21 protein-coding genes and 1 other annotated feature are annotated in these 26,947 nt (G+C 44.1%); of the genes, 9 read left to right on the top strand and 12 right to left on the bottom strand.

Annotation, left to right across the window (positions count from 1 at the left end; genetic code table 11):
- Nucleotides 1-149 precede the first annotated feature (149 nt).
- Nucleotides 150-1,640 (bottom strand): carbon starvation protein A, encoded by a 1,491-nt coding sequence (locus tag AB4503_RS20800; protein WP_017062863.1) that lies wholly within the window; start codon nt 1,638-1,640, stop codon nt 150-152.
- A 354-nt stretch (nt 1,641-1,994) separates the two neighbouring features.
- Between AB4503_RS20800 and AB4503_RS20795 the strand changes: the two genes are divergently transcribed.
- Nucleotides 1,995-2,345, top strand: a complete 351-nt coding sequence (locus tag AB4503_RS20795; RefSeq protein ID WP_017059350.1) for a DUF2799 domain-containing protein — start codon at nt 1,995-1,997, stop codon at nt 2,343-2,345.
- Nucleotides 2,346-2,462: 117 nt separating this feature from the next.
- On the opposite strand, the gene murQ is transcribed toward AB4503_RS20795, so the two are convergent.
- Together murQ and AB4503_RS20785 are read right to left on the bottom strand one after the other, a co-directional pair.
- Nucleotides 2,463-3,383, bottom strand: coding sequence for an N-acetylmuramic acid 6-phosphate etherase (murQ, locus tag AB4503_RS20790; RefSeq protein ID WP_032545650.1), 921 nt, complete (start codon nt 3,381-3,383; stop codon nt 2,463-2,465).
- A 45-nt stretch (nt 3,384-3,428) separates the two neighbouring features.
- Nucleotides 3,429-4,544, bottom strand: coding sequence for an anhydro-N-acetylmuramic acid kinase (locus tag AB4503_RS20785; RefSeq protein WP_065584725.1), 1,116 nt, complete (start codon nt 4,542-4,544; stop codon nt 3,429-3,431).
- Between the two features lie 121 nt (nt 4,545-4,665).
- On the opposite strand from AB4503_RS20785, the gene nagZ reads away from it, so the two are divergent.
- The 3 genes from nagZ to tyrA all read left to right on the top strand — a co-directional run bounded on the left by nagZ (nt 4,666) and on the right by tyrA (nt 8,220).
- The gene (gene nagZ, locus AB4503_RS20780) at nt 4,666-5,655 is read left to right on the top strand and encodes a beta-N-acetylhexosaminidase (protein WP_050654338.1); all 990 of its coding nucleotides are present in this window, start codon (nt 4,666-4,668) and stop codon (nt 5,653-5,655) included.
- A gap of 246 nt (nt 5,656-5,901) precedes the next feature.
- Nucleotides 5,902-6,975, top strand: a complete 1,074-nt coding sequence (locus AB4503_RS20775; protein WP_017059354.1) for a 3-deoxy-7-phosphoheptulonate synthase — start codon at nt 5,902-5,904, stop codon at nt 6,973-6,975.
- Nucleotides 6,976-7,092: 117 nt separating this feature from the next.
- Nucleotides 7,093-8,220, top strand: coding sequence for a bifunctional chorismate mutase/prephenate dehydrogenase (tyrA, locus tag AB4503_RS20770; protein WP_017056144.1), 1,128 nt, complete (start codon nt 7,093-7,095; stop codon nt 8,218-8,220).
- A gap of 129 nt (nt 8,221-8,349) precedes the next feature.
- Here tyrA and AB4503_RS20765 read toward each other — a convergent pair whose 3' ends face one another.
- The 3 genes from AB4503_RS20765 to ettA all read right to left on the bottom strand — a co-directional run bounded on the left by AB4503_RS20765 (nt 8,350) and on the right by ettA (nt 11,557).
- Nucleotides 8,350-9,381, bottom strand: coding sequence for a M23 family metallopeptidase (locus AB4503_RS20765; protein ID WP_372115680.1), 1,032 nt, complete (start codon nt 9,379-9,381; stop codon nt 8,350-8,352).
- Between the two features lie 49 nt (nt 9,382-9,430).
- Nucleotides 9,431-9,799, bottom strand: a complete 369-nt coding sequence (locus AB4503_RS20760) for a PilZ domain-containing protein (protein WP_017059356.1) — start codon at nt 9,797-9,799, stop codon at nt 9,431-9,433.
- A gap of 90 nt (nt 9,800-9,889) precedes the next feature.
- Complete coding sequence (ettA, locus tag AB4503_RS20755; RefSeq protein ID WP_017056147.1) at nt 9,890-11,557, bottom strand: energy-dependent translational throttle protein EttA; 1,668 nt, start codon at nt 11,555-11,557, stop codon at nt 9,890-9,892.
- Between the two features lie 263 nt (nt 11,558-11,820).
- Between ettA and sltY the strand changes: the two genes are divergently transcribed.
- On the top strand, nt 11,821-13,770 hold the full coding sequence (gene sltY, locus AB4503_RS20750) for a murein transglycosylase (protein WP_102321444.1): 1,950 nt from the start codon (nt 11,821-11,823) through the stop codon (nt 13,768-13,770).
- Between the two features lie 172 nt (nt 13,771-13,942).
- The gene (gene trpR, locus AB4503_RS20745) at nt 13,943-14,236 is read left to right on the top strand and encodes a trp operon repressor (protein WP_017059358.1); all 294 of its coding nucleotides are present in this window, start codon (nt 13,943-13,945) and stop codon (nt 14,234-14,236) included.
- A 128-nt stretch (nt 14,237-14,364) separates the two neighbouring features.
- Here trpR and yjjX read toward each other — a convergent pair whose 3' ends face one another.
- The 6 genes from yjjX to AB4503_RS20715 all read right to left on the bottom strand — a co-directional run bounded on the left by yjjX (nt 14,365) and on the right by AB4503_RS20715 (nt 22,035).
- A complete protein-coding gene (gene yjjX / locus AB4503_RS20740) occupies nt 14,365-14,886 on the bottom strand; it encodes an inosine/xanthosine triphosphatase (RefSeq protein ID WP_017059359.1) in 522 nt (173 codons plus the stop codon).
- Nucleotides 14,849-17,227 carry an EAL domain-containing protein gene (locus AB4503_RS20735; protein WP_372115679.1) on the bottom strand — a complete coding sequence of 793 codons (2,379 nt, stop codon included), beginning with the start codon at nt 17,225-17,227 and terminating at the stop codon, nt 14,849-14,851. Before AB4503_RS20735 ends, yjjX begins: the two co-directional genes overlap by 38 nt.
- Before the next feature lie 333 nt (nt 17,228-17,560).
- A complete protein-coding gene (gene pheA / locus AB4503_RS20730; protein ID WP_017059361.1) occupies nt 17,561-18,736 on the bottom strand; it encodes a prephenate dehydratase in 1,176 nt (391 codons plus the stop codon).
- A gap of 12 nt (nt 18,737-18,748) precedes the next feature.
- Nucleotides 18,749-18,870, bottom strand: a sequence feature (Phe leader region).
- A 110-nt stretch (nt 18,871-18,980) separates the two neighbouring features.
- A complete protein-coding gene (hpf, locus tag AB4503_RS20725) occupies nt 18,981-19,316 on the bottom strand; it encodes a ribosome hibernation-promoting factor, HPF/YfiA family (protein ID WP_004735034.1) in 336 nt (111 codons plus the stop codon).
- A gap of 424 nt (nt 19,317-19,740) precedes the next feature.
- Nucleotides 19,741-21,165, bottom strand: coding sequence for a lytic transglycosylase F (locus AB4503_RS20720; protein WP_346393666.1), 1,425 nt, complete (start codon nt 21,163-21,165; stop codon nt 19,741-19,743).
- A 141-nt stretch (nt 21,166-21,306) separates the two neighbouring features.
- Nucleotides 21,307-22,035, bottom strand: a complete 729-nt coding sequence (locus AB4503_RS20715; protein ID WP_017059363.1) for an outer membrane protein assembly factor BamD — start codon at nt 22,033-22,035, stop codon at nt 21,307-21,309.
- A 137-nt stretch (nt 22,036-22,172) separates the two neighbouring features.
- Here AB4503_RS20715 and rluD point away from each other — a divergent pair, with 137 nt between their 5' ends.
- The 3 genes from rluD (at nt 22,173) to clpB (ending at nt 26,606) form a co-directional block, all read left to right on the top strand.
- The gene (gene rluD, locus AB4503_RS20710; protein WP_017059364.1) at nt 22,173-23,147 is read left to right on the top strand and encodes a 23S rRNA pseudouridine(1911/1915/1917) synthase RluD; all 975 of its coding nucleotides are present in this window, start codon (nt 22,173-22,175) and stop codon (nt 23,145-23,147) included.
- A gap of 2 nt (nt 23,148-23,149) precedes the next feature.
- Nucleotides 23,150-23,890 (top strand): peptidoglycan editing factor PgeF, encoded by a 741-nt coding sequence (pgeF, locus tag AB4503_RS20705; protein WP_017065705.1) that lies wholly within the window; start codon nt 23,150-23,152, stop codon nt 23,888-23,890.
- Nucleotides 23,891-24,032: 142 nt separating this feature from the next.
- A complete protein-coding gene (clpB, locus tag AB4503_RS20700) occupies nt 24,033-26,606 on the top strand; it encodes an ATP-dependent chaperone ClpB (RefSeq protein WP_017062851.1) in 2,574 nt (857 codons plus the stop codon).
- Nucleotides 26,607-26,947 lie beyond the last annotated feature (341 nt).

The following is a 26,947-nucleotide window of genomic DNA, read 5'->3' as shown; positions in this document are numbered from 1 at the left end:
CAAACAATAAAGCCCATCACAGTGGACGGGCTTTAGTCTTAGGTTCCACGAATCACTGAGTGATTACGGGAGCAAGCGAAGTTGTGTTTGGCTGTTCTTTTATCTCTTTCTATGAAGATTGGTCTCTTGTTCCCAAGAGCCTTAAAGAACTAGGCTGTTTTGGTGACGCCTTTTGCTTCTTTCTCTTCTTCATCAGCTAGGTCGATATCGCCTTTGCCTTTTGAAATTTTAATAACGTAAGCCGCAACACCTAGCGCACTCACCACACCAATGATGGTTGAGATTTGCATTGGTAGACCGAAGCCCAGTTGGCTGTTGTTCAGGATGAATGTGATACACACAGACGTCATGAAGATAGCTGGAACAGTTGTTACCCAGTGCAGTTTGTTGTGGCGAAGTAGGTAAGCTGAAGCTGTCCACAGCATCATTACGGCTGTTGATTGGTTAGCAAAACCGAAGTAGCGCCAGATGATACCGAAATCAACTTGAGTCAGGATGCCACCGATAACGAACAGTGGTAACGCCATTAGTAGACGGTTACGCAGTGTTTTCTGTTCCATGTTGAAGTATTCAGCAAGGATAAGACGGCTTGAACGGAACGCTGTGTCACCAGAAGTGATTGGTAGGATAACCACGCCAAGGAAAGCAAGGATACCGCCAAATACACCCAGTAGACCAAATGAAGCGCTGTATACTACGTTACCTGGGCCGCCGTTTGCAATTGCGTCAGACAGAGACTCAACCGAACCGAAGAAAGACAGAGCAAGTGCACACCAGATTAGAGCGATGATGCCTTCACCAATCATTGCGCCGTAGAATACGAAGCGACCGTTCTTCTCGTTTTCCATACAACGCGCCATCAGAGGAGACTGAGTGGCGTGGAAGCCAGAGATAGCACCACATGCGATAGTGATGAAGAGAGCAGGCCAAAGTGGTAGGTCATTCGGGTTCATGTTGGTGAACATGTCGCTGATCTCAAAGCCCCCCATGATTTGGTGTTCGTCAGATAGACCAATCGCAGTGATTAGGCCAACAGACATAAAGATAAGCAGTGCACCGAACAGTGGGTAGAAGCGACCAATGATTTTATCGACAGGGACAATCGTTGCGATGATGTAGTAAGCAAAGATGATAACAACCATCGTAGTTGCAGACATCGCGAAATCAGTTTGGTCGTTCACTAGGTTAGTGATCATACCTGCTGGAGCAGATACGAATACCACACCAACAAGAAGCAGTAGAACAATGGCAAAGATGTTCATAAAGTGTTTTGCGCCATTGCCTAGGTAACGTCCAGTGATGGTTGGAACCGAAGCTCCGCCATTACGGATAGATAACATACCTGAGAAGTAGTCGTGTACTGCACCTGCGAAGATACAACCTAGAACGATCCAAAGCATTGCTGCTGGACCATAAAGGGCACCCATGATAGGGCCGAAGATTGGACCTACACCTGCGATGTTAAGCAGCTGAACTAGGTAAACCTTTGGTGTCGACATTGGAACGTAGTCCACGCCATCTTGCTTAGTGTGAGCAGGTGTTTGGCGTTTTTCATTGATACCGAAAATCTTCTCGATAAAGGTACCGTAAATAAAGTAGCCACCAATGAGTGCTGCGACACAGGTAAGAAACCACATCATAATTTGTTATCCCTGAATGTATTAATTAAGTCAGGGTGTATAATAAAGGAGTCGATGAGAAGAAACTTCCGCTACGAGAGTGAGTGGTCGAATAGCCAATTTAGCGGTGTTATAACTGATTTAGTGGTTTGTTCACTGTGCTGAGTGGCCGATATTTCTATCGAGAGGCCTATTAGCTCTATAGAGAGGTTGTTTGAGTTGGCTTAACGGCGACTATTGATTCTGAGTGGTCGGAATGAACCTAAAGTGGCGAACATTAGACAATAAGTGGACATCGATAGGCGTTCAGCGGAGAATCACCACAAAGGCAGCGCTTCGTCAGAAAGTGGTGAAGTAACAATATAAAGGATTGAAATGAAAAAAATAATCGTACTATTCGCCGTGGCATTTAGCCTTGCAGGATGCAGCGCCAATGTTCAAGATTTAGCAGCTGAAGGCAATTGGCAAGAGATTGGCTATCGTGATGGTATCAAAGGCCACACTCAGCGTTCGTATTCAGAGATGACTGAGCTTGGCGCAGTCGATCAAGCGAGTTACACAGAAGGTTATCACCTAGGTGTGACTGAATATTGTAATCCGAACCATGCTTATCAGATTGGTTTATCTGGTCAGGTGTATGAAGGCGTGTGTTCTGGTACGGAAGACGCTCAACGTTTCCGTATGGAATGGCAACGCGGCTGGGACGAGTTCTCAAACGACTATTAAGCCCAAGCTAGCCATAAAAAATTAAAACTAAAAAAAGACCAGTACCGCGTGTGTGCTGGTCTTTTTGTATGTCGTTGAAGTAGCTGTCTAAATGAGAAGCTACAAGCCAAATTAAGATTACTGATTATTCTCGACGGCTTTTCTCAAGAAGCCATTTTGCTTATCAAGCTGAGCCTTGGCTAACTCTAAATCTAGCCCTGTTAGAATCATCAAAATCGATAACTTCACATCGTAATCAGTCGCTTTAAGTGTCGACACCGCCAGTGCTTTATCGCACTCCGTTGCTTGGATAACGATACGAGCGGCGCGGGCAACCAACTTTTCATTGGTCGCTTTTACGTCGACCATAAGGTTTTGGTAGCTCTTACCAATGCGAATCATGCTGGCAGTGGTCAGCATATTAAGCACCAGCTTTTGTGCTGTACCTGATTTGAGTCGTGTTGAACCAGTCAATGCTTCTGGGCCAACCACCGGGCTAATTGCGATTTGAGCGATTTCAGCAATTGGAGAGTCAGGGTTACAAGATAATGCAACCGTTACTGCGCCAAGCTGATTGGCATAGTTGAGTGCACCAATCACGTAAGGTGTGCGACCGCTCGCAGCAATACCTACCACGACATCATTTTCTGAAAACTGAATCGCTTTCAGATCTTCAATGCCGAGAGTTAGCGAGTCTTCTGCACCTTCTTTGGCTTTTAAAATCGCCTCTGGTCCGCCTGCAATTAAGCCGATAACCATTTTGTCCGAAACACCGAAAGTCGGTGGGCATTCTGAGGCGTCTAACACACCTAATCGACCACTGGTGCCTGCGCCCATATAAATCAGTCGACCACCGTTTTGAAAGACATGAGCAATTTTATCGACCGCTTTCGCGATCTGTGGCAGTTCCGCTTCAATCGCCAGCGGGACTTGCTTGTCTTGTTGGTTAATCTTTTCAACCACTTCGAGAGAGGTGAGCAGATCAATATCCATAGTGTCAGGGTTTCTCCCCTCCGAAACGAGGTGCGAGAGCGCTGATATGAGAGCGTCGTTACTCATAATGATCCTTAAATGGTGATTCTAAAATGATGGTTCTAAAGTTGTTTAGTCAGCACGATAGAGAACGCCTAGAGAGGCCGCTCTGCTTGCGCCAGTCACTTCTGGTAAATTGCTTGGCAGTTGATGAATATGACGTTGAGCAAGCCACGCAAAAGCCATCGCTTCCATGTAATCGGCGTCCACGCCTTTACTGGTGGTTGAGTCAACCTCCCAACTTGGAAGCAGTTCAGACAGCCTCTTCATCAACAATGGATTTCGTGTACCACCGCCACACACATACAGTGCAGGCTGGTCACCCAAGCGATAAGTCTCCACTTCATTGGCTATCGTCAATGCGGTGTATTCACAAAGCGTGCGCTGAACATCTTCTACTGCAAGATCTTTAAATTCTGTTAATTGTTGCTCTAGCCAAGGTAGGTTGAATAGTTCTCTACCAGTACTTTTCGGTGGCATTTGAGATAGATAAGACTCATTTAACAACTGTTCGAGTAAAGCTTGATTGAGTTGACCTTTTAGCGCAAATTGCGCATCACGGTCAAACTTCTCACCCGTGTGTTTATCAACCCAAGCGTCCATCAACATATTGCCCGGACCTGTATCATAACCAAGCGTTGGCTGATTAGGGCGCAGCACTGAAATATTCGAGATACCACCAATATTCAACACCACAACCGAGCTGTCTTGCGGGTGGAAAATCGTATGGTGGAAGGCGGGGACTAATGGCGCACCTTGTCCGCCTAATGCCATGTCTTTACGTCGAAAATCGGCAACCGTTTGAATCTGTGTTTTAGCGGCAATGATGTTGGCATCACCCAACTGCATGGTAAATGGCGAATCGCCTGTTGGCTGGTGGAACACTGTTTGACCATGATTACCTATCGCAGTTACAGAAGGTGCTGGTGTGCCTGACTTTTCGAGAAGTTGCAGAACCGCATCAGCAAACAGATGGCCAAGCTGGTGGTCGAGTTCGCCAATGGCAATCAAATCGGTTTTCTGACCAATACAGACTTCAAGTAGACGCGCTTTGAGATCATCAGGCATTGGGAACTCATCATGAGCAAGCAATATTATACGTGTATCTTCAATCGACACTAAGGCCGTATCAACACCGTCCATACTCGTCCCTGACATCACACCGATATACAGTTCTTTATGATCCATTTCTAAGCTCTTGCACTGCATTCTTAAAGTCTTCCACAGATTGGTTTAAAAACATTGTAAAGCAAATTTAAAGAGAATAATCTCGGGAAGTTTATGAAATTAGGTTTAATAAGGGATAAATATGGGACCGTTGTGGGTTGATGTTGCAGGCTACGAGCTGACAGCTGAAGACAGAGAAATTTTAGAGCACCCAACTGTTGGTGGTCTCATCTTATTTGCTCGAAACTACCACGATAGCAAACAGTTATCGGCGTTAAACAAAGAAATTCGTAAGGTAGCGAAACGTCCTATTTTGATTGGTGTTGACCAAGAAGGTGGTCGAGTTCAGCGCTTCCGCGATGGCTTTTCAATTATCCCAGCTGCTCAAGAATTCGCGACTAAGAATAACGGTGAACATTTAGCAGAACAGGCTGGCTGGCTGATGGCGGCAGAATTGATTGCCCACGATATCGATCTGAGCTTTGCGCCAGTATTAGACAAAGGCCATGACTGTAAAGCGATTGGTAGCCGAGCGTTTGGCGAAGATATTGATACTATTGTTCGTCATAGCAGCGCTTTCATCAAAGGCATGAAGTCGGTTGGCATGGCGACGACAGGCAAGCACTTCCCTGGACACGGTGGCGTGATTGCTGACTCACACTTAGAGACGCCATATGACCCTAGAGACGACATCTTTGAAACAGACATGGCAATCTTCAAGGCGCAAATTGAAGCTGGAATATTGGATGCCATGATGCCAGCTCACGTGGTTTTCTCTCACTATGATGATCAACCTGCGAGCGGTTCACAGTATTGGCTGCAGAAAGTATTGAAGCAGCAGCTTGGGTTTAAAGGCTTGGTATTCTCTGACGATTTAACGATGGAAGGCGCTGCCATTATGGGCGGACCAGCCGACAGAGCGAAAGCGGCCTTGAATGCAGGTTGTGACATGGTGTTGATGTGTAATAAACGAGATGCACAAATTGAAGCTCTGGATCACTTAGCGATTCAAGAGGTGCCTTTAGCCAACTCATTGCTTAAAAAACACAGCTTTGATTTGTCGACACTTCACTCGGATGCTAGGTGGAAAGAGACCTCAGAGACGATTAAGCGAATGCTAGGCAGTGAGTGATAAATAAACACATAATAATTTTAGATAAGGCGATATGATAAATATCGCCTTTTTTGTATGTGTGATCCATGGTTTAAACCTATTTATCTCTTAGAGTGAGCTAAATTCAATGTGTAAAATAAAATTTACAGTTAATGTTTTTTATTGTTTACACTTGCAATCGTTTTTTTAGCTGTTATTGTGTTTTTAAAGATTGTTAGCCCAAATGGAAATGTTGGGTGTAAAAATAAATATACAGGTTGAGTTATGCAGAAAAGTGAATTAAGCAATGTCAATATCATCGACGAACAGGTACTGATTACTCCTGAGGAGTTAAAAGCAAAACTGCCTTTGAGTGATAATGCTCGTCGTTTCATTCAAGAGTCTCGTCAAACTATCGCAAACATCATTCATAAGAAAGATCATCGCATGCTTGTTGTATGTGGCCCATGTTCTATCCATGACATTGAAGCTGCGAAAGAGTACGCGAAACGCCTAAAAGCCTTATCTGAGCAACTTAGCGATCAACTGTATATTGTTATGCGTGTTTACTTTGAGAAACCTCGTACCACTGTCGGTTGGAAAGGTTTGATCAATGACCCACATCTAGACGGCACTTTCGATATTGAGCATGGTCTGCATGTTGGTCGTGAACTACTTGTTGAACTCGCTGAGATGGAAATCCCACTAGCGACTGAAGCATTAGACCCAATTAGCCCGCAATACCTAGCAGATACCTTCAGCTGGGCGGCTATTGGCGCTCGTACGACTGAATCTCAAACTCACCGTGAGATGGCAAGTGGTCTTTCAATGCCAATCGGTTTTAAAAACGGCACCGATGGCAACCTAGGCACTGCAATCAACGCAATGCAGGCGGCTTCTTCTAGCCACCGTTTCATGGGTATCAGCCGCGAAGGTCAGGTTGCACTACTAACAACGCAAGGTAACCCAAATGGTCACGTGATTTTACGTGGCGGTAAGCAGACGAACTACGATTCAGTATCGGTACACGAATGTGAGCAAGAGCTGGGTAAATCTGGTTTAGAGGCAGCGCTAATGGTCGACTGTAGCCACGCGAACTCTCGTAAAGATTTCCGTCGCCAACCTTTAGTTGCAGAAGATGTGATTCACCAAATTCGTGAAGGCAACAAGTCGATTATCGGCCTGATGATTGAAAGCCATATTAACGAAGGAAACCAATCTTCGGATATACCTCTCAATGAGATGAAATACGGCGTTTCTATTACCGACGCGTGTATCAATTGGGATTCAACTGAGGCACTATTAAAACATGCACATACGGAATTAGTCCCGTTCTTAGAGAACCGCTTGAAAGGTTAGTCAGAGTTTAAATTTAAGTGCCTCATCTAATGAGGCATTTTAAGATCTGTTGCTAGCGAACCTGCATGATTGTGGGCTTATAGATTGGCACGGGCTTATAGATTAGTAAGGAATAAAATGGCCGTTGAACTGAACGAATTACGCGACCAAATCGATGCTGTCGATAAACAAATGTTGGATTTACTGGCTCAACGCCTTGCTCTAGTAGAGAAAGTAGGCGAAGTAAAAAGTGAACATGGTTTACCTATTTATGTACCAGAGCGTGAAGCTGCGATGCTGGCATCTCGTCGTCAAGAAGCTGAGAAAATAGGGGTTCCACCACAGTTAATCGAAGATATTTTGCGTCGTACTATGCGTGAGTCTTATGCCAGCGAGAAAGATTCTGGCTTTAAGTGTCTTAACCCAGAGTTACGTTCAGTGGTTATCGTTGGTGGTAATGGTCAACTTGGTGGCTTGTTTGGTCGTATGTTCAAACTGTCTGGCTACGAAGTAAAAATCCTTGGCAGCCAAGATTGGGATAAGGCCGACGAAATCTTAGATAATGCTGGGCTTGTGGTTGTTACGGTTCCAATTCACCTAACGGAAGGTGTGATTGCGAAGCTAGGTAATCTACCAAGCGATTGTATTCTATGTGATTTGACGTCAATTAAATCTAAACCTCTACAAGCAATGATGAACATGCATCAAGGCCCAGTAGTTGGATTGCACCCAATGTTTGGCCCTGATGTTCCTAGCCTTGCTAAGCAGGTGATTGTTTACAGTGATGGTCGTGGTTCTGAAAGTTACCAATGGCTACTGAATCAATTTGGTATTTGGGGCGCGAGCCTTTGCCAGATGGATGCAGCTGAACACGATCACGGCATGACCTTGATTCAAGCACTTCGTCACTTCACCTCTTTTGCTTACGGCTTGCACCTGAGTAAAGAGAACCCGAACATTGATCAACTTCTGAAACTAAGCTCGCCAATCTACCGACTTGAGATTGCGATGGTTGGTCGTCTGTTTGCTCAAGACCCGAACTTGTACGGCGATATCATTCTTTCTTCGGATGAGAATATTGAGATGATTCGACGCTTCCATAGCTGTTTCGGAGAAGCGTTAGAAATTCTAGATGGCAAAGATAAGGCTAAGTTTGTTGAGAGCTTCAACCAAGTGAGTGATTGGTTTGGTGACTACTCACAACAATTTTTACAAGAGAGCCAAAGCCTGTTAAAACAAGCACATGACTCGATTCATCGCGGTTAATAGTGTGGTTTGAAAAATAAAAAAGAGCGACCATTTGGTCGCTCTTTTTGTTTGTGTTGAATGCCGATATTGCATCTGGCCTATAGTAGGCGAAATGCATTTGGATCATCATGGGCCAAACGAACAAACCTAGTTAGTCACGATAGGCTCTTTGTTATTCTCGTTCGATACTCGGTTATCATCGCTGGATACTGTGTCGATAGTTGAACTGATGTAAGGCACGTTAGTTAGGTTGATCTGCAAGCGAACCACGTTATCAATCAGCTGAACGAGTGGGCCCCATTTCACCTTTTTCTCTTTCTCAAACACGTAATTGAAGTTTTCTGGTGTCCAATCCATCAAGTATTGAGGGTTCAATGAGCGACCAAGGAAGCGTACTTCATAATGCAGATGTGGCCCAGTTGAGTTACCTGAGTTACCACAGCTCGCAATCACATCACCTTTACTGACAAACTGACCGCTGCGAACTTTGAATTTTTGCAGATGCGCGTAAGAGCTCATGAAGCCAAATGAATGGCGCATGGTGATAAAGTTACCAAAGCCTTTCTTGCTTGGGCGTACGGTTTCAATCACACCATCTGCCGGTGCTAAGATATCTTCACCACGCTTACAAGTAAGGTCGATACCAGTATGGTTGTGGCGTTTGCCTGTAATTGGGTTAGTACGGCGACCGTATGAAGACGAGATGCGTTGATAAGCCATCGGACTATCATTAGGAATTAAGCGGAACATGGTAGCTCTTACCGCGGAATCGACGGCTGCAGCATCAATACGGTCTTCTAGTGAAACCTCATCGGTGTGTAACTCTTCATCAGCCAGGCCTAGAACGGATTCCACATCGAATACACGCTTACCCAGTAATTGAATCGTACCTTCTTTCTCAGTTAAGGCTTGAGATAGGGTGTGGTTGGTTTCAACTTGTTCCGCGTATAAGAACTCGGTCTGCTCTTTTTCAACAATCAGAGTTTCAATTAACTGTTGTGCATCACCGGCTTGTGCAGCTAGCTTGTTTTTACTCTCAAGGTGCATGTAGGTTGCACCACCAATCAACATCGGTACTGAGAGCAGGGTTGTCATGCATAAGAGTACGGCTTTTCGACCGAAGTAAAACGTCTGTTCCCCCTGACTAGAGGGAATAGTAATGGACACTTTTTTAGACATGGTTCTGTATTAACTAAATGCTTCTAATAGAAAAAGGGTAATGGAGATATTATTCCTTACCTAAGTCGGTAAGGTGTTCAATCTCTCTATAAAGCAGGTCATCGTCACCAACATTAAGCTCAACAAGGCGCTTAAGGTGGCTGATACTATCAATATCTAAATGCTCTATGCGTAAACGCATTGAGGTATTGATGGTAGAGACTATCGTTGCTTCTAACTGAATATTGATATCACTGTTTTCGAGTTTAAAGCTCACTTGAACAGGGACATCATGGCTAAGTTGTTTTGATTCATTGCATTGAATGAGTAAACCATGGAGTGATAAGTCTTGCACTGAGCCTGATACCTTTACTTGTCCTTGTGAGATCTCAGTCGGGACTTGATAAATAACTCGTGAAAATTGACGTCTTTCAACCATAAGTAATCTCTCTATATCGATGCATTACACGTAAGCCAGATATATCAAAGGCCGCTATTATCGCGGCCTTTGTTCAAAATACAAGCTTATTTACTTAGCTATACGCTTGTACTTGATACGGTGCGGCTCTGCCGCTTGTGCGCCTAGAGTCTGCTTAAGCCACTCAGTGTACTCAGTATAGTTACCTTCGTAGAAGTTAACTTGACCTTCATCACGGTAGTCTAAGATATGGGTCGCAATACGGTCAAGGAACCAACGGTCATGCGAGATAACCATTGCACAGCCCGGGAATTCAAGCAGTGCTTCTTCAAGAGCACGTAGCGTTTCAACGTCAAGGTCGTTGGTAGGCTCATCGAGTAGCAGTACGTTACCGCCCGCTTTTAGCAGTTTCGCTAAGTGAACACGGTTACGTTCACCACCAGAAAGCTCACCGATGATCTTCTGTTGGTCGTTGCCTTTAAAGTTGAAACGAGAACAGTAAGCACGCGCAGGGATTTCGAAGTTGTTGATCTTAATGATATCAGCGCCTTCAGAGATCTCTTGGAATACTGTCTTAGTGTCGTCCATGCTGTCACGGAACTGATCAACAGAAGCAAGCTTAACGGTTTCGCCTAGTTCAACTGTACCTGAATCTGGCTGTTCTGCACCGCTTAGCATCTTGAATAGTGTTGATTTACCTGCACCGTTGGCACCAACGATACCGACGATTGCGCCCTTAGGCATGCTGAACGATAGGTCGTCGATAAGAACGCGATCACCAAACGATTTAGTCAGGTTGTTCACTTCAAGAACTTTATCACCTAGACGCTCACCTGGCGGGATGAACAGTTCGTTGGTTTCGTTACGCTTCTGGTATTGGCCAGTTGTCAATTCTTCAAAACGAGCCATACGAGCTTTAGACTTAGCTTGACGGCCTTTAGGGTTTTGACGAACCCATTCAAGTTCTTTCTCGATTGTCTTTTGACGTGCGCTTTCGCCCGCTTTTTCTTGCTTAAGACGCTCGTCTTTTTGCTCTAGCCAAGACGTGTAGTTACCTTCCCATGGGATACCTTCACCACGGTCAAGTTCTAGAATCCAGCCAGCTGCGTTGTCTAGGAAGTAACGGTCGTGGGTAATCGCCACAACAGTACCACTGTAATCAACAAGGAAGTGCTCAAGCCATGCTACTGATTCTGCATCCAAGTGGTTGGTTGGTTCATCAAGAAGCAGCATGTCTGGCTTTTCAAGAAGTAGACGACAGATAGCAACACGACGACGCTCACCACCTGATAGGAATTCAATTTTCGCATCCCACTCAGGAAGACGAAGTGCATCAGCAGCACGCTCTAGAGCAGTCTCTAAGTTGTGACCGTCTTTTGCTTGAATCAGAGCTTCTAGTTCGCCTTGCTCTTTTGCCAGTGCATCGAAGTCTGCATCTGGTTCTGCGTAAGCTGCGTAAACCGCATCAATACGCTTAAGTGCGTCAGCAACGTCAGAAACCGCTTCTTCTACGATTTCACGAACAGTTTTTGATTCGTCTAGCACAGGCTCTTGTGGTAGATAACCTACTTTAAGGCCTTGTTGTGCACGTGCTTCACCATCAATATCAGTATCAATACCAGCCATGATACGTAGTAGGGTAGATTTACCTGAACCATTTAGACCCAAAACACCGATTTTAGCGCCAGGAAAAAAGCTAAGAGAAATGTCTTTAAGAATTTGACGCTTAGGTGGAACAGTTTTGCTCACCCGAGACATGGTATATACGTATTCAGCCATTGCCGATAGATCCTAATTATTGTTCAAAATTGTCTGCTATTTTATACCAATATCCTCAAAGATGTTACTCCTAGGGCAGAAAAGCCACTCTTGAACTAATCCTTACCTATTATTGTCACATTGGTCATTAAAACTATATTTAATGGGCTTCTGAGGCGAAGTGTTAAATATTAATAATATTTACACTCAAATCCTTTACATTTGATGTGATGTCGGGCGTAAATAGACTTCACGTATTCATACACGCACTAAGGAAAGAGCGAATGTTTTTCCGCATTGGTAATACGAAAATTGCTGTGGCTGCATCGGCAATTTTGTCTTCGGTTTCACTGGCTCCGGTCGCTATGGCTAGCAATGCATCCGAGCTTGAAATGCAGCGTGACGTTTATGATAAAGCGCAAGAGGTTTTAGACAGCCGTGATCTAAAAGCTTACTCCGCGCTGCGTAACAAAATTCAAACATACCCTTTAACACCTTACACCGATTATCGGGCCTTTCTGATTGGCTTAGGTGATCGCACACCTGCTGAGGTCGATGCTTTCATTGAAGAGAACAAGGCATTGCCTTTCTCCAATCGAATGCGCGCACCTTATTTGGACTCATTGGCTTCTCAAAAACAGTGGAAGACGATCCTTGAGTTTCAAACCAAAGAGCCTGTCGGTGAAAAATACCAATGTATTTATTATCGAGCGCATTACGAGCAAGGTAACCAAGAGCTTGCCTTTAAAGGAGCTAAACAACTTTGGTTGAGTGGTAGTGGTGTTGATGACGCTTGTGACCCTTTATTTAAAAGCTGGGATCAAGCTGGGCTAAGAACTGATGAGCTGATTCTGGATAGAATGCTGCTAGCGTTCGAGGGCCGTAACGGTAAGTTAATGAGCTATCTGATTAAGCAATTGGATCATGATGAGTCAATTGCTCAAGCGAAGCAGATGAAGGCGTTGTACAACAAGCCTGAAAATGTACTCGCGTTTGCTAAAAAACATCCAGCGAATGAATTCTACCAAGCTCAAACCGAGTTTGCTTTCGAGAAGCTAGCAAGGAAATCATCAAGCAGTGCTCAAAAGGTGTTTGATGATGTCATCAAGGCTCAGAAGTTTTCGAAAGAGAAATCTCAAGAGCTCGCTGATTACCTAACGTTTCGTCTGATCAACACCGACTCTGAAGAGTTAATGGTGTGGCGCGACAAAATGCTCGCGAGTTCATCAAAGCAAGTTCTGCTGGAACGACGTGCTCGCTTAGCAATTCAACATGCCGATTGGACGGGTTTGAAAGAGTGGATAGCGCGCTTGGATGATAAACATCAGGCTTCGCTTCGTTGGCAATATTGGCAGGGCAGAGCTGAAATCGCGACGGGCGATACTGACAAAGGCAATAAGCGACTGTCAGATATCTTGGGTCAGCGTAATTTCTACAGTGTGGCTGCGGCTAAGCAGCTAGGTAAGCCAGTTCAATATCCAACATCGACACTTAAATACAATGCTGAAACAGTGAAGCCATTCGACACCTCTTTGGTGCGTATTGGTGAACTGATTGACCGAGACAAAATTGCGGCAGCGAAAAGTGAATGGCGCTGGTTACTGACCAATGCAGATAAAGAGCAAAAAGAGATGCTTGCCGCTTACGCTGCGACACAGCGTTGGAATCACTTTACCGTAACAGCGAGTATCTCTGCGAAGATGTGGGATAACATTGCGCTGCGCTTCCCTGTTGCTCATAAGTGGTGGTTTAACTTCTACGCTGAAAAGCACGATCTCGATCCAATCACTTTGATGTCTTTAGCAAGACAAGAGAGTGCGATGGATTCAGAAGCTCGCTCTCCAGTTGGCGCGCGTGGCATTATGCAAATTATGCCCAAGACGGCGCAATACACAGCGAACAAACATAAGATTAAGTATCAGGGCAGCGATGATCTTTATGATGTCGGCAAAAACATTGAGATTGGCAGTCACTACTTAGATGGTTTACTCGCTCAATATGATGACAACCGTATCTTTGCGTTTGCGGCTTATAATGCTGGACCTAGCCGTGTGAAACAGTGGCGTTCACGCAGCGATGAAAAGCTCGATGCCTTTGCATTTATCGAAATGATCCCATTCAAAGAGACACGTGGCTACGTTCAGAATATCTTGATGTTTGAGACCTACTATCGAGATATCTTGGGTGAGAAAGGGACGTTTTTAGCGCCCCATGAGGCAAAAACGAAATACTAAGCCTTCGGCATTTGGCCCGAAACTGAGTAAGAATAAAGGCAGTGAGTGCGAACCATTTCCACTTACTGCCTTTTTACATTGGATCGCATCAAGTGTTTCGGTATAAAGTGTTAAACGCTTTCAATCGTTAAGCGACTCTTTAAAGTCAGAATTTAAAAGTAAGTGTAGAGATATGGCATCACAACCTGAATATGATAATTGGCAACAACTGATGGACTTGGTAAAGACGGCTGTCGAAAAAGATCAGCACGAGCTGTTGTTGACTATGATGATGACACCAGACGAGCGAGATGCTCTGGTTGCTCGAATTAATATCTTCTGTGAGCTGATGAAAGGCGATATGTCTCAACGACAGGTGAGTCAAATGCTGGGCGTAGGCGTAGCGACGATAACCAGAGGCTCAAATGAGCTAAAGGCCAAATCTGAGCAAGAGAAAGTCGTGATCGCCGACCTATTGCTAAAGTAATAATGGAATTAAGCTATCACGCGATAGTATGAATACGAATTCGATAAAAAACGCTAACTGGATGTTAGCGTTTTTTGTTTCTGAAGATTGTTCTTGGAATCTTTTGAAGTTTAAGGAAGCCTCAAATACTAAATAGGAAAGTGTTCAGGATTCACAAATGGGATCAGAGCCAAAATTAAAGCTTGATGATAGACCGAACTGCGTGACAATTGGTTATGTGTCAGTAGGCCAATGGCACCACCTTTCTGTTTGATATTGTCGGTACCAAACACTTCATCCATCACATCCCCTAACTCGTTTGCATGCTCTAGTTTCTCAAGCACGGCTGGTGGCAGCATCAGACTTGCTGAACGAGACTCGCCACGTTGGCCATTCGTTTCGATCACCATCCAGGCAAAGGTGACGTTTGTTTCTATTCCCGCTTCTAGACCAACATAGAAGTCTGCATCAGGCTGAGCTTGAGTTGCGTTGTGAACTCGATTCACGGCACCTTGATAGGTTTCATCATTGCTCATCGGTTGATCGGCGACACCACTAGGGACGCTGATGCCTTTGAAATCAAATTCAGTATCAGGAAAAGCAGATAAGAACGCACTTTTAACGGCGTTTATTTTAGCTGGGTTCAGCGATGCGATGATTACAGATTTCATGTGTCGGATTCTTTTTGTTGTCGATTAGATTGAGTTGATGTTGTCGGTACCAGTCACTCAACTCTTCTAGTGGCATGGGTTTACCAAAGTAATAGCCTTGCAGCATATCGCACTGTGCATCCTGTAACCACTGGTGCATGTCTTGAGTTTCAATCCCTTCGGCGGTGACCTTTTTCCCCTGAGCATGACACAACCCGATAACTGGTTTTACGATGTTCTGGTTATTGGTCTCAATCAAGGTATCCAAAAACGCTTTATCCAATTTAATTTTCTGAGTTGGATACTGCACCAGTTGAGTGATAGAGGTGTAACCGGAACCAAAATCATCAATCGCAAGTCGATAGCCCATGCATGCCAGTTCGTTCAGCAATGGAAAACCTTCTGAATTTGAGTAAAAGGTTTCAGTGATTTCAAAATCGATTAGGCTTGGTGGAATTCGATTTAACTCCGCGTGTTCTTTAATGAAACCCGCAAGATGAGTGGTTTCAATGCCAGCAGAAGATAGGTTGATCGACAATTGAATTGAGTGATCAAATTGAGCCTGAAGTCGATGGAATGAAGCAAACGCATTCTGTATTACCCAGCGGTCAACATGTTCGAACAGCCCGGTTTGTTCGGCTATTGGAATGAACTCATCCGGTGGAACCAAACCAAGTTGCTTTGAATTCCAACGTAATAACACCTCAACGCCAATAACATCAGTCCCGGTAGAATCCATGTAGGGCATGTAAACGAGCCTGAATTCATCATCAAAATTCTTACCTCTGAGCGCACGTTCAATGTCTGCTTGGCGCTGAATGGCTTTGTCTAAATCCCGTGAATAGTCAGCAAATTGGTTTTTACCGGCACGCTTGGCTTGGTACATCGCGGTATCCGCGTTGGACAGAAGCTTCTCGATTGAGTTGCCATCATTAGGGTAGGTCGCAATACCAATACTGACCGTGATCGGAAAGCTGCCTGATTCGGTGACAAAGCCTTTTTGCAGTGGAGTGAGCAAATCGTTCGAGAATCGATGCGCGACATTTCCTCGGTGACTAGGAGCGTTAATGTAGACAACGAACTCGTCTCCAGAAAGTCGGGCTGGCATACAATGAGCGTCGAATTCCTCTTTATAATGACGACAAATATCTGAAATACGCTGAGCAAAAGAAACCAGAATCGAGTCGCCGATTTGATGCCCGTATTTGTCGTTCACAAACTTGAAGTTGTCCAAGTCAAAATAGAGAACCCAGGTTTCGGTATTCGAACTCGGTTTTGGCAACGATTGCTGAACGAAGGTTTGAAACTGATGCCTATTGGCTATTTGGGTTAACTGATCATTTTCGGCCAAGAGCTTGGTTTGCTGGTAGGTGTTGTCTAGCTCTTGGTACATGTCATAAAAACGCTGTGATAAGCGGCCAAGTTCATCACGAGTGCCTAAGCGTTCAATGTTCTTACGTTGTTTTTTTTCGACTTGCTGTAGCTGTCGATCGAGCCGTGTTATTGGAGTAATCACAGTGCGAGACAGAAGCATGAGTAGCAGAGCGACAGTCACAAACGCAGACAGTGCAAACGACAAACTCAGCTTGTTCCAAATCGAATCGAGCTTGTTTTCCAACAGGAATTGCGCCGGGTCGACCGTGGCGTACAGTTCTGGTGCAAGCTTGACTGAGTGGGTGACATCATTTTCCAAAGAAACCGCTATGGATGTGAAGAACAAACTGGTTTGGTAGTCGAACTCTATTTGTTTTCGCAGCGCATTAAATTTGTCGAGAGAGACAGAGACAACAACAAAGAACACATCGTCGGGTTGATTGCTTGCGGTTGGGAAAATTGCTTTTCTGTCTACCTTGTCATAGTGAACCAACATCCCTTCGCCTTGGGAGTTTTGAATATAGTTGGTACTCGATGTTGCTAGGGTGTCTTGATAGTGCTGGTCAACATACTCCAATATCTTACTGTCAATCTGAGTGCGTGAGTCATTGCTATTATCCGCGTAATAACGCAGTTTTCGATCACCATTAAGAAGCGCTAAACCTGTATAGCTTTCATCGTCATCTTGCAGGAAATGAATGGCTTCTCGAAGATTACTGACCAGTTCAAGATCGCGAGATAGATTTTGATCAGTGAGAAAATAACGCTTCACCATATCACTCTGGGTCAAGGTGTAAGAGTAGCTATTGAGGAACGAACGAGATTGGCGAAAGTATCCGGCTAGTTTTTCCATGTTCAGTTGAAGTGCGTTGTCTTCGCGTTTGATGAAACTGCTTTTTTGCGTCGAATAAATAATATAGCTAGAAGCCGCGGTACTGATCAGTATCACAGGGGCTATTAGTAGTAAGATTTTAGTACTTAGCTTCATAGTTAATGACAACACTATTTATAAATTAAGCGCATAAGTTTATGTTACTTAATGCTTACTCGCTATTAATTATACGTAGTTCGATGATTTCCTGTGAAGGGGGTAAGGTTTTGTCTTTATTGATAAAAAAAGCCACTAATGAGTTTTTGTTAGAAAGGCTCAAGTAGTGGAGAGAGTAAGCGTGCCGAATGTGCGAAACAAGTGAATTGTGTTTCAGGCATGCTAGGGTGAGTTTTCTTAGCGAGAATAGTACTCGACTAGAGGGTGATTTAAGTATTTGGCCTGCTGTAGGCCAAATACTTATGTTAGCTAAAAGCTGATACTCACTTTCAGCTATGACAACTTAACTTGAGTCGCTTTGATGTTCTCACTTGGGTAGCAACCCAACACCTTAAGGTGGCGAGTAATGGCTGTTAGTTCCGTTATCGCTTGTTGCATATTATCTGAATCCAGATGCGCCTCTAAATCGACATAGAACATCTCTTCCCAAGGGTTACCCATGATAGGACGAGATTCTAGCTTAGTCATGTTGATGCCTAAGCGTTGCAGGATCAGTAGTGTTTCTACCAAAGAACCCGCCTCTTGAGATGTCGACATGATGAGCGTTGTTTTCGCTGGTATTTGAGTCGATACTTCAACAGGCTTACGCGCCACAACGATGAAACGAGTGTGGTTCTCTGTTTGGTTTGCAATATTGCTCTGAATTGGCTGCAGTCCATAAAGCTTACCGCTCGATGCATTACCAATAGCAGCTACGTCATTACCACCCAATTCTTTAACTTTTTTCATTGCATCAGCGGTGCTTGCGCAAGACTCAAGGTTGACACCCTTAAGGCGGCTCAAGAACTCACTGCATTGTTGATGAGGTTGTGGGTGCGAGTAGAGTGTTTTGATGTCTTCTAAACGGATATCACTTTTAGCAACAAGGCAGTGCTCAATCGGTTGAGAAAGTTCGCCAACAATGTATAGAGTCGTATGCTGTAACAGGTCGTAGACCTCGTTAATTGACCCTGAACTGGTGTTCTCAATCGGCAGGACACCGTAGTCGGCATGGCCAGACTCTACTGTTGATGCGACTTCTTTGAAGTGATTACAGTTCAGCTCAATCAATTCCATATTCTTGCGGCTGAAGTATTCGCGGCTCGCAAGGTGAGAATACGATCCCTTAGAACCTAAGAATGCAACGCGAGCCAATGGTTTACGGCTTTGCGGGTTCGCTAGGTTTTGTAAGTATGACTGTTGTAGTAAAACGGAATCTTCGATGATGGTGTGAAACAGCTTGGTAATGTACTGCGCATCAAGTTCGTATTTATCTTTGCCGTTGTTGATCAGCTTAACTAATAGTTGTTGTTCTCGTACTGCATCACGAACTGGTTTTGATGTCTCTACTTTGCTTTTAGCGACTTCGATACTTAGCTTGCGACGCTCTGAAAGTAACTTCAGGAGTTCGTCGTCTAAATCATTAAGACGAAGGCGGATATCATCCAGTGAAATTGAGCGGTCAGTCATAAATGTGTCCTTATAAAAAAGCCTCCCTAGTGTGGGAGGCTTCTTGTTCGTTTTTGACTTGTTTTTCTAAAACGACTTAGCCTCCGATTTACGGAAGAAAAAAGAAGTCAAAAATAAACAAAGATTGAGTGTGCATAAAAAGTGATTGTCTTATGAATGTTTAAACACAATAAGCAAGCGAGCTACGAGCGTCAAGCAAAAAAATAGCGCCCTGAGGCGCTATTTTTTAATCTGTTCTCTTTCCTTATTCTACTTCAGCTTCTAGCTCTTCGATTTCAGGCTTTTCAGCGCGGCGCGCTTCTGGTTTATGGCGTAGCTTGTTGAGTTGACGCTCTAGTTTTTGTTCTACTTCGTTGATCGCTACGTAGAGGTCGTCATGGATTGATGAAGCAACAAGTTGGCCTTTTGGTACGGTTAGTACCGCTTCAAATTTCTTCTTCTTGTTTGGTTCTTCGCTAAAGCTCGCTTGGCAGCCAATGATGTCTACTTGCCATTTATCTAGCTTTTTAAATTTGCTTTCTATGTGATCACGGATTGCAGAGGTAATGTCGATGTTTTTACCAGTGATGTTCATTTTCATAGAAGTTTTCCTCTGTTGTATCCCTCATGGGTTAACTTCAGATTACGACTTTTAGGAATAAAGAATGTGATCTAGATCTTGTTTTGGTTGGGTGGGATAAGCATTAAAATCAAATGTGATCTTACGCAAGTCTTAGTATCTTTTTGGCGAAAAATGCTTGTTATCCTTATGAAAAACGATAACTTGGAGGCAAGGCTTCGCTAAAAATTAAATCAGTTTTTAGGGGTGTCCTACAGCCTATGGAAAGTACTTGATTGAAATTTACTCAATAGTGTTTTGTGATATAGGTCTTGTAATATAGGTCGCTACATAAGCTTCTTCAGAATTAGATAAACAAAAGCCGCATAAGTATTCTTATGCGGCTTTTGTGTTTTTTAGCTTTACCTAATACCTTTGGCTCCCCAGCTCTGGGATGGAGGCGATCCTAGTCGTTAGTGTTCAGTAATCTCGCTGTGCCGTCCTCTCGGATAGCATTGATAGCTTGTAATTGTTTATAGATTACGAAGTAACGATTGATGTTGGCAACATAGGTTACGGGTTCTTTACTCACGTATTTGCGAGTGATGATTTCTACGTTTTTAAACCAGATGTTTGGGTTGTAACCTTTCTGCTTGGCAATGCTCCTCATCTTTCTGATCTTAGCAGGACCAGCGTTGTAAGAAGCCAAGGTAAAGTAGATTTGATTGTCGGGTGATATTGCCGGGTCGTCAAAATATCGGTCTTTGATAAAGCGCATATACTTCACACCCGCATGGATGTTGTTATCCACCTTATGGATGTTCTTGATGTTGACGTTTTTATCTTTGGCGGTACTCGGTAATACCTGCATCACACCAATAGCCCCGCGATGAGAAATCCGGCTCTGATCCAGTCCTGATTCTTGGAAACCTTGAGCTGACATCATCAAAGGATCAAATTCATACTTGCTCGAATACTTTTCAAAGACATCTGAGAGTTTAGCTACTCGGTCTACTTTATTGGGGTTGAGTGCTCGGCCTAACCAGCGAGTATTGTCGATGTATTTCTGGTAGATGACATTCCCAAGCAGGGTGCCTGTTCGTGCGGTCTTGACGTATTTGTTTATCTCTTTCTTCAGTTGAGGGCTGTCTTTTCTTAAAGCCCAAGCAATACGACCATTTTCTCGTAAAGGTAAGTCGTTATGGACTTGAATGTTTTCCATTACATCGATCCAGAGCTTGGCTTTATGGTTATCCAGAATTGTGCCTTGTATATAACCTTGGTTAACCAGTTCTATCAGCTCGTAGTCTTGTAATGACTCCTCGATAAAGTGGACATGCAGTGGTGGTAAACCTAGCTCGTTAAGCTCCTTATTAACTCTTTGTACACTCTCGAAGTAACTCGAGCTTGCTCGTATCCACACCTCTTTGCCACTCAATTGCTTGATTTCGGTGATAGGTTCGGCCTTTTTCCCTGTGATAATGAGTTCTTTACCATCTTTAATCATCGGATCCGAAAAATCGATGGTTCGTAATCGTTTATCGGTGATCGTTAGGTTAGCGACAGCGACATCACCATAGCCAGACTCTAAAGAGGGAAGTAGATCATCTCGTTGCACGGGGATGATTTGAACATTGAGATAGGGATGTTTCTTACGAAGGCTTTTCTCAAAGTGGTAGAGCATTTCTGCCACGATGCCTTTTGGCTTGCCATCCTCGATGTAATAGAAACCAAGATCGGCAGACACTAGCACTCTAACCGTTCCTTTGGTTTTGAGCACATCCAAGTCACCCATGTAAGGCTTATTGCTTAATGGAGACAGTTCTAATGCGTAGGATAAGTGGCTAAATAGCGATATCCAGATAAATAATAACAACCTACTCACATCCACACTCCATGTTGATGTTTTGTTAAAAGTTATCTTTTGAAGATACCGTGTATTATGCGATCCATCAAGTTTGCGATATGTAGATGAAAAAAAAACGCGCTAGTAAATTAGCGCGCTTTTAGGATTGAGATGTAAGAGGTTTGATTAAGGTAGTGGGTTTAACTCAATCAACTTTTCTGTTCTTAACACAGCGTCATCTAGGCCGAGTTGTTGATAAGCTTTTAGCTGGATATCTAAAGACTTACGCGCAGCAATGGTGTCTGGGTAAGTTTTTTGCAGCTCTTGCGTTCTGTTGATCGCAGCAATCCAAGCTTCGCGGCGTAGGTAGAAATCAGCGGTTGCTAAGTCATACTCTGCTAGGCGGTTCTTAAGTGCGAACATGCGTTTTTGTGCATCTTCAGCATAAGGGCTACTAGGGAAACGTTCGAGTAGTCGCTTGAAGTCAGCAAACGCAAGTTTCACTGGTTCAGGATCTCGGTCACTACGGTCGATATTAAAAATATCGTGCATGAAGTTTCGGTCTTGCGCCATGTGCGTTAAGCCGCGCATGTAAAGAACCCAGTCTTGTTTCTCATGCGTTGGGTTCAAACGTAGGAAACGTGAAATGGTAGCGAGGCCAAGTGCCAAGTCATCATTTTTGTAGTAAGCGTAAATCAGATCGAGCTGTACTTGCTCAGAATAGGCGCCGAATGGGTAACGTGAGTCTAGGGCTTCTAGCTTTTCTATTGCTGAAAGCCAGCTACCGCTCTGCAGTGATTCTTGAGCGTCAGAGTAGAGAACCGATGGTGGTACATCTGGCACTATCTCTTCACTACTTGAACAACCAACCAAGAGTGATACGGCTAATAGACCCGATAAAGTAAGGTGTTTCATGTCAGGCGTCGATTCCTTGAATTAAATATTTCGTAAGCTTCCGTTACTTTCTAACCAGTAACAGATACAATGATGCAATTATTCTATTTTATCCATACTAATGGGTATTAGTCTCACGGTTTTTAAAAAAGTTCGATATGGCTCAGCAGATCACATTAACAGACACAGTAAAAAGCAGCCAGTTAGGTCAACGTTTAGACCAAGCTGTCGCTGAACTATTTACCGATTTTTCTCGCTCTCGCATTAAAGAGTGGCTTCTTGACGGCAAAATCCAAGTGGATGGCGAAGTTATTACAAAGCCGCGCGTTAAGGTTTTGGGCGGTGAAGAGATCATCTTGCAAGCTGAACTTGCAGATGAAGAGCGCTGGGAAGCACAAGATATTCCTCTAAACATTGTCTACGAAGATGATGACTTATTGGTTATCAATAAGCCTCGCGATCTGGTTGTACACCCAGGCGCAGGCACACCGGATGGAACCATACTAAACGCATTGCTTTTCCATTACCCACAGATTGCAGAAGTGCCTCGTGCAGGTATTGTGCACCGTCTTGATAAAGACACAACAGGTCTTATGGTTGTGGCTAAAACGGTTCCAGCTCAAACTCGTCTTGTGCGTGCTCTTGCTAAGCGTCGTATTACTCGTGAATATGAAGCAATTGCAATTGGCAAAATGACCGCTGGTGGTGTGGTAGAGAAAGGCATTAGCCGTCATGCAACTAAGCGTACCTTGATGGATGTAAATGAATTAGGAAAGCCAGCGGTAACTCACTACCGTGTTGCTGAGCACTTCCGCGAGCATACTCGTATTCGTCTACGCCTAGAAACGGGTCGTACTCACCAAATTCGTGTTCACATGTCATACCTTCAGCATCCGCTGCTAGGTGACGTTGCATACGGTGGTCGTGCTCGTATTCCAAAAGGTGCATCTGAAGAACTAACAACAATGATTCGTTCTTTTGATCGCCAAGCACTGCACGCCGTTATGCTTAAATTTGTTCACCCAATTACAGGTGAAGAAGTTGAGTTCCACGCTCCTGTGCCAAATGACATGGTCGTGATGGCTGAAGCGTTACGTGTTGATGCGCGCGAAAACTTGGAAGACGACATATAATCATGTCGATGATCATCCCTAACTGGAATGCACCAAAAAACGTGAAAGCATTTGCTTCGACACGTTTTGATGGTTTTTCTACTGGTGCGTATCAAGGATTAAACCTAGGTACGCATGTTGGGGATGATGCTTCGCTTGTTGAAAACAACAGAGCCTGGCTCAAGCAACACGCTAATATGCCTGCCGCTCCGGTATGGCTACATCAAACTCACTCAACAGATGTCGTTACGGTTTTACACCCTACGGCAGATATTCTTGATGCTGACGGTACGTTTACCACAGCTAAAGGTGTTGTTTGTTCTGCGATGACAGCCGATTGCTTACCTGTAATCCTTACTGATACCAAAGGCACTCAAGTTGCAGCTGTTCATGCTGGTTGGCGTGGTCTTGCTGGTGGAATTCTTGAAAATGCCGTCGCAAAGTTTTCAAACTTAGGTTCAGAGAATAAGATCATTGCTTGGCTTGGTCCTGCAATAGGCAAACAAGCTTTTGAAGTAGGCGATGATGTGTTGGAAGCTTTCGTTAGTTTTGACTCTCAAGCTAAGCTTGCATTTGAAGCCAAAGCTGAACCGGGCAAATGGCTAGCGAATATGTCTCAGCTTGCAACGCAACGACTGAACAAAGTTGGTGTAACTTCTGTGACAGACTCTAATCTATGTACCTTCGCTGATGCCGATGCGTTCTATTCTTATCGTCGTGATGGTATTACTGGACGCCAAGCTACTTTTATTTGGTTAGAGTAACCTTTAGCTAGTGCAACCAGTCATCCAGCACAACTATATTTTTATATAAACTCTATTCTTCATTCCTATCCCTTGAAAATCCGCGTTACCGTATCCATCTTCTAACCATAAGATAAACATATCTAAGAGTAGGAAGGTTGGCATGCGTCTCGATCGATTCACTAGTAAATTCCAAATTGCGATATCTGATGCTCAGTCGCTCGCATTAGGTCGTGATCACCAATATATAGAGCCTGTGCACCTAATGGTGTCTTTGCTTAATCAAGATGGTAGTGCAATTCGTCCATTGCTCACCATGCTGAATATTGATGTGGTTCAATTGCGTTCAAAGCTAAGCGAAATATTAGACCGTGTACCGAAAGTAAGTGGTATCGGTGGTGATGTTCAACTGTCGAATGCAATGGGTACTTTGTTCAACCTATGTGACAAGGTCGCACAAAAGCGTCAAGACACATACATTTCTTCGGAAGTCTTCCTACTTGCCGCAATTGAAGATAAAGGCCCTTTAGGTAACCTGCTTAAAGAGCTAGGTCTTACTGAGCAAAAATTATCTCAAGCTATCGAGCAGGTTCGTGGCGGTCAAAAAGTTGATGACCCAAATGCCGAAGACCGACGCCAAGCGTTAGAGAAGTTCACCATCGATCTGACTGAAAGAGCGGAGCAAGGCAAGCTGGATCCGGTAATTGGCCGAGATGACGAAATCCGCCGTACTATCCAAGTACTTCAGCGTCGTACTAAGAACAACCCAGTCATTATCGGTGAACCTGGTGTTGGTAAGACAGCTATCGTTGAAGGTTTGGCTCAGCGCATTATTAACAATGAAGTGCCAGAAGGTTTAAGAGGCCGACGCGTACTTTCATTAGACATGGGTGCTTTGGTAGCTGGCGCTAAATATCGTGGTGAGTTTGAAGAGCGTTTGAAGTCAGTCCTCAATGAATTGTCTAAAGAAGAGGGCAATATCATTCTCTTCATCGATGAAATTCATACTATGGTCGGCGCTGGTAAAGGTGAAGGCTCTATGGATGCCGGTAACATGCTAAAACCAGCGTTGGCTCGTGGTGAACTCCACTGTGTTGGCGCAACGACTCTTGATGAATACCGTCAATACATAGAGAAAGATCCAGCGTTAGAGCGCCGCTTCCAAAAAGTGCTTGTCGATGAACCAACGGTTGAAGACACGGTGGCGATTCTTCGTGGTTTGAAAGAGCGCTATGAACTTCATCATCATGTAGAAATTACCGACCCAGCAATCGTGGCTGCAGCAACACTATCTCATCGATACGTTTCTGATCGTCAACTGCCGGATAAAGCGATTGATCTGATTGATGAAGCGGCTTCGAGTATCCGTATGCAGATCGACTCAAAACCTGAGTCGCTAGATAAGCTCGAGCGTAAAATCATTCAATTGAAGATCGAGCAGCAAGCTCTTACCAATGAAAATGATGAAGCCAGTGAAAAACGCCTTCGAACATTACAAGAAGAGCTTTCTGACAAAGAACGAGATTTCGCAGAGCTTGAAGAAGTGTGGAATGCAGAGAAAGCCGCGCTTTCTGGCACGCAACACATCAAGTCAGAGCTAGAACAAGCTCGTATGGATATGGATTTTGCGAGACGTGCTGGTGATCTTAACCGAATGTCTGAATTGCAATACGGTCGAATCCCAGAATTAGAGAAGCAGTTAGATCTTGCGACTCAAGCTGAAATGCAAGAAATGACGCTGCTGCGTAATAAGGTCACTGATGCAGAAATTGCAGACGTGCTATCGAAGCAAACAGGCATACCTGTTTCTAAAATGCTAGAAGCCGAGAAAGAGAAGCTTCTTAACATGGAAGGTGTTCTACATAAGCGAGTTATTGGCCAAGCGGAAGCAGTCGAAGTGGTATCGAATGCGATTCGTCGTAGCCGTGCAGGTTTATCTGATCCAAACAAGCCGATTGGATCTTTCTTATTCCTTGGTCCAACTGGCGTTGGTAAAACGGAGTTGTGTAAAACACTCGCGAACTTCATGTTTGATAGTGACGATGCAATGGTGCGTATCGACATGTCTGAGTTTATGGAGAAACACTCTGTTGCTCGTTTGGTTGGTGCTCCTCCGGGTTACGTTGGATATGAAGAAGGTGGTTACTTAACAGAAGCAGTGCGTCGCAAGCCTTATTCAGTGATTTTGCTAGATGAAGTAGAGAAAGCGCATCCTGATGTTTTCAATATCTTATTGCAGGTGCTTGATGATGGACGCTTAACTGATGGACAAGGTCGTACAGTCGATTTTAGAAACACGGTAGTGATCATGACATCCAACCTTGGCTCTTCGAGAATTCAAGAGAACTTCAATACGCTCGACTACCAAGGAATAAAGAATGAAGTGATGGAAGTGGTAGGTAAACATTTCCGTCCTGAGTTTTTGAACCGAGTTGATGAAAGCGTGGTGTTCCATCCATTGGGTCAAGAGCACATTCAGTCGATAGCCGCTATTCAGCTTGAGCACCTTAAGAAGAGAATGGAAGACAATGGTTATGAGCTTGAAGTTTCGGATAAAGCACTCAAGTTAATTTCTCAAGTTGGTTTTGATCCAGTATATGGTGCACGACCTTTGAAAAGAGCGATTCAACAAAGTGTCGAGAACCCGTTAGCGAAAGCGATACTGGCAGGAAAAATTAATCCAGATAAGAAAGTGCAGCTATTAGTAAACAACGACCGCATTATTGCTCACCAATAGTTGAAGTAAGAACGGTAGGTACGATTGGCCGAAATTAAGGCTTAATCGTACCTATTTTAAACGCTTTGTGTGAATAGTGTTCGAACGGTCGCCGGTGGCGGCTTTTTTTCGTTTTTAGCCTTGTACAAAGGATTATTCTCTCTATAATGCGCCTCCGTTGCCAAGGATAACCAAGCGGTTTGAACTGAGTAACAAGACGGTGATAAGCATTTAAGATGCTTTGAAAAATTAGCTGGAAAAAGTGTTTGACACTGGAATCTAATCCGCTAGAATGGCCGTCCACTTCGAGAGGCTCCTTACTAAAAGGAAGGCTCAACAAGTAAAGCTCTTTAACAATTTAA

Origin of the sequence: Vibrio sp. 10N.222.55.B11 (assembly GCF_041473705.1) — a bacterium.
Lineage (GTDB): Bacteria > Pseudomonadota > Gammaproteobacteria > Enterobacterales > Vibrionaceae > Vibrio > Vibrio crassostreae_C.
This window is presented reverse-complemented; position numbering and strand designations above follow the sequence as displayed.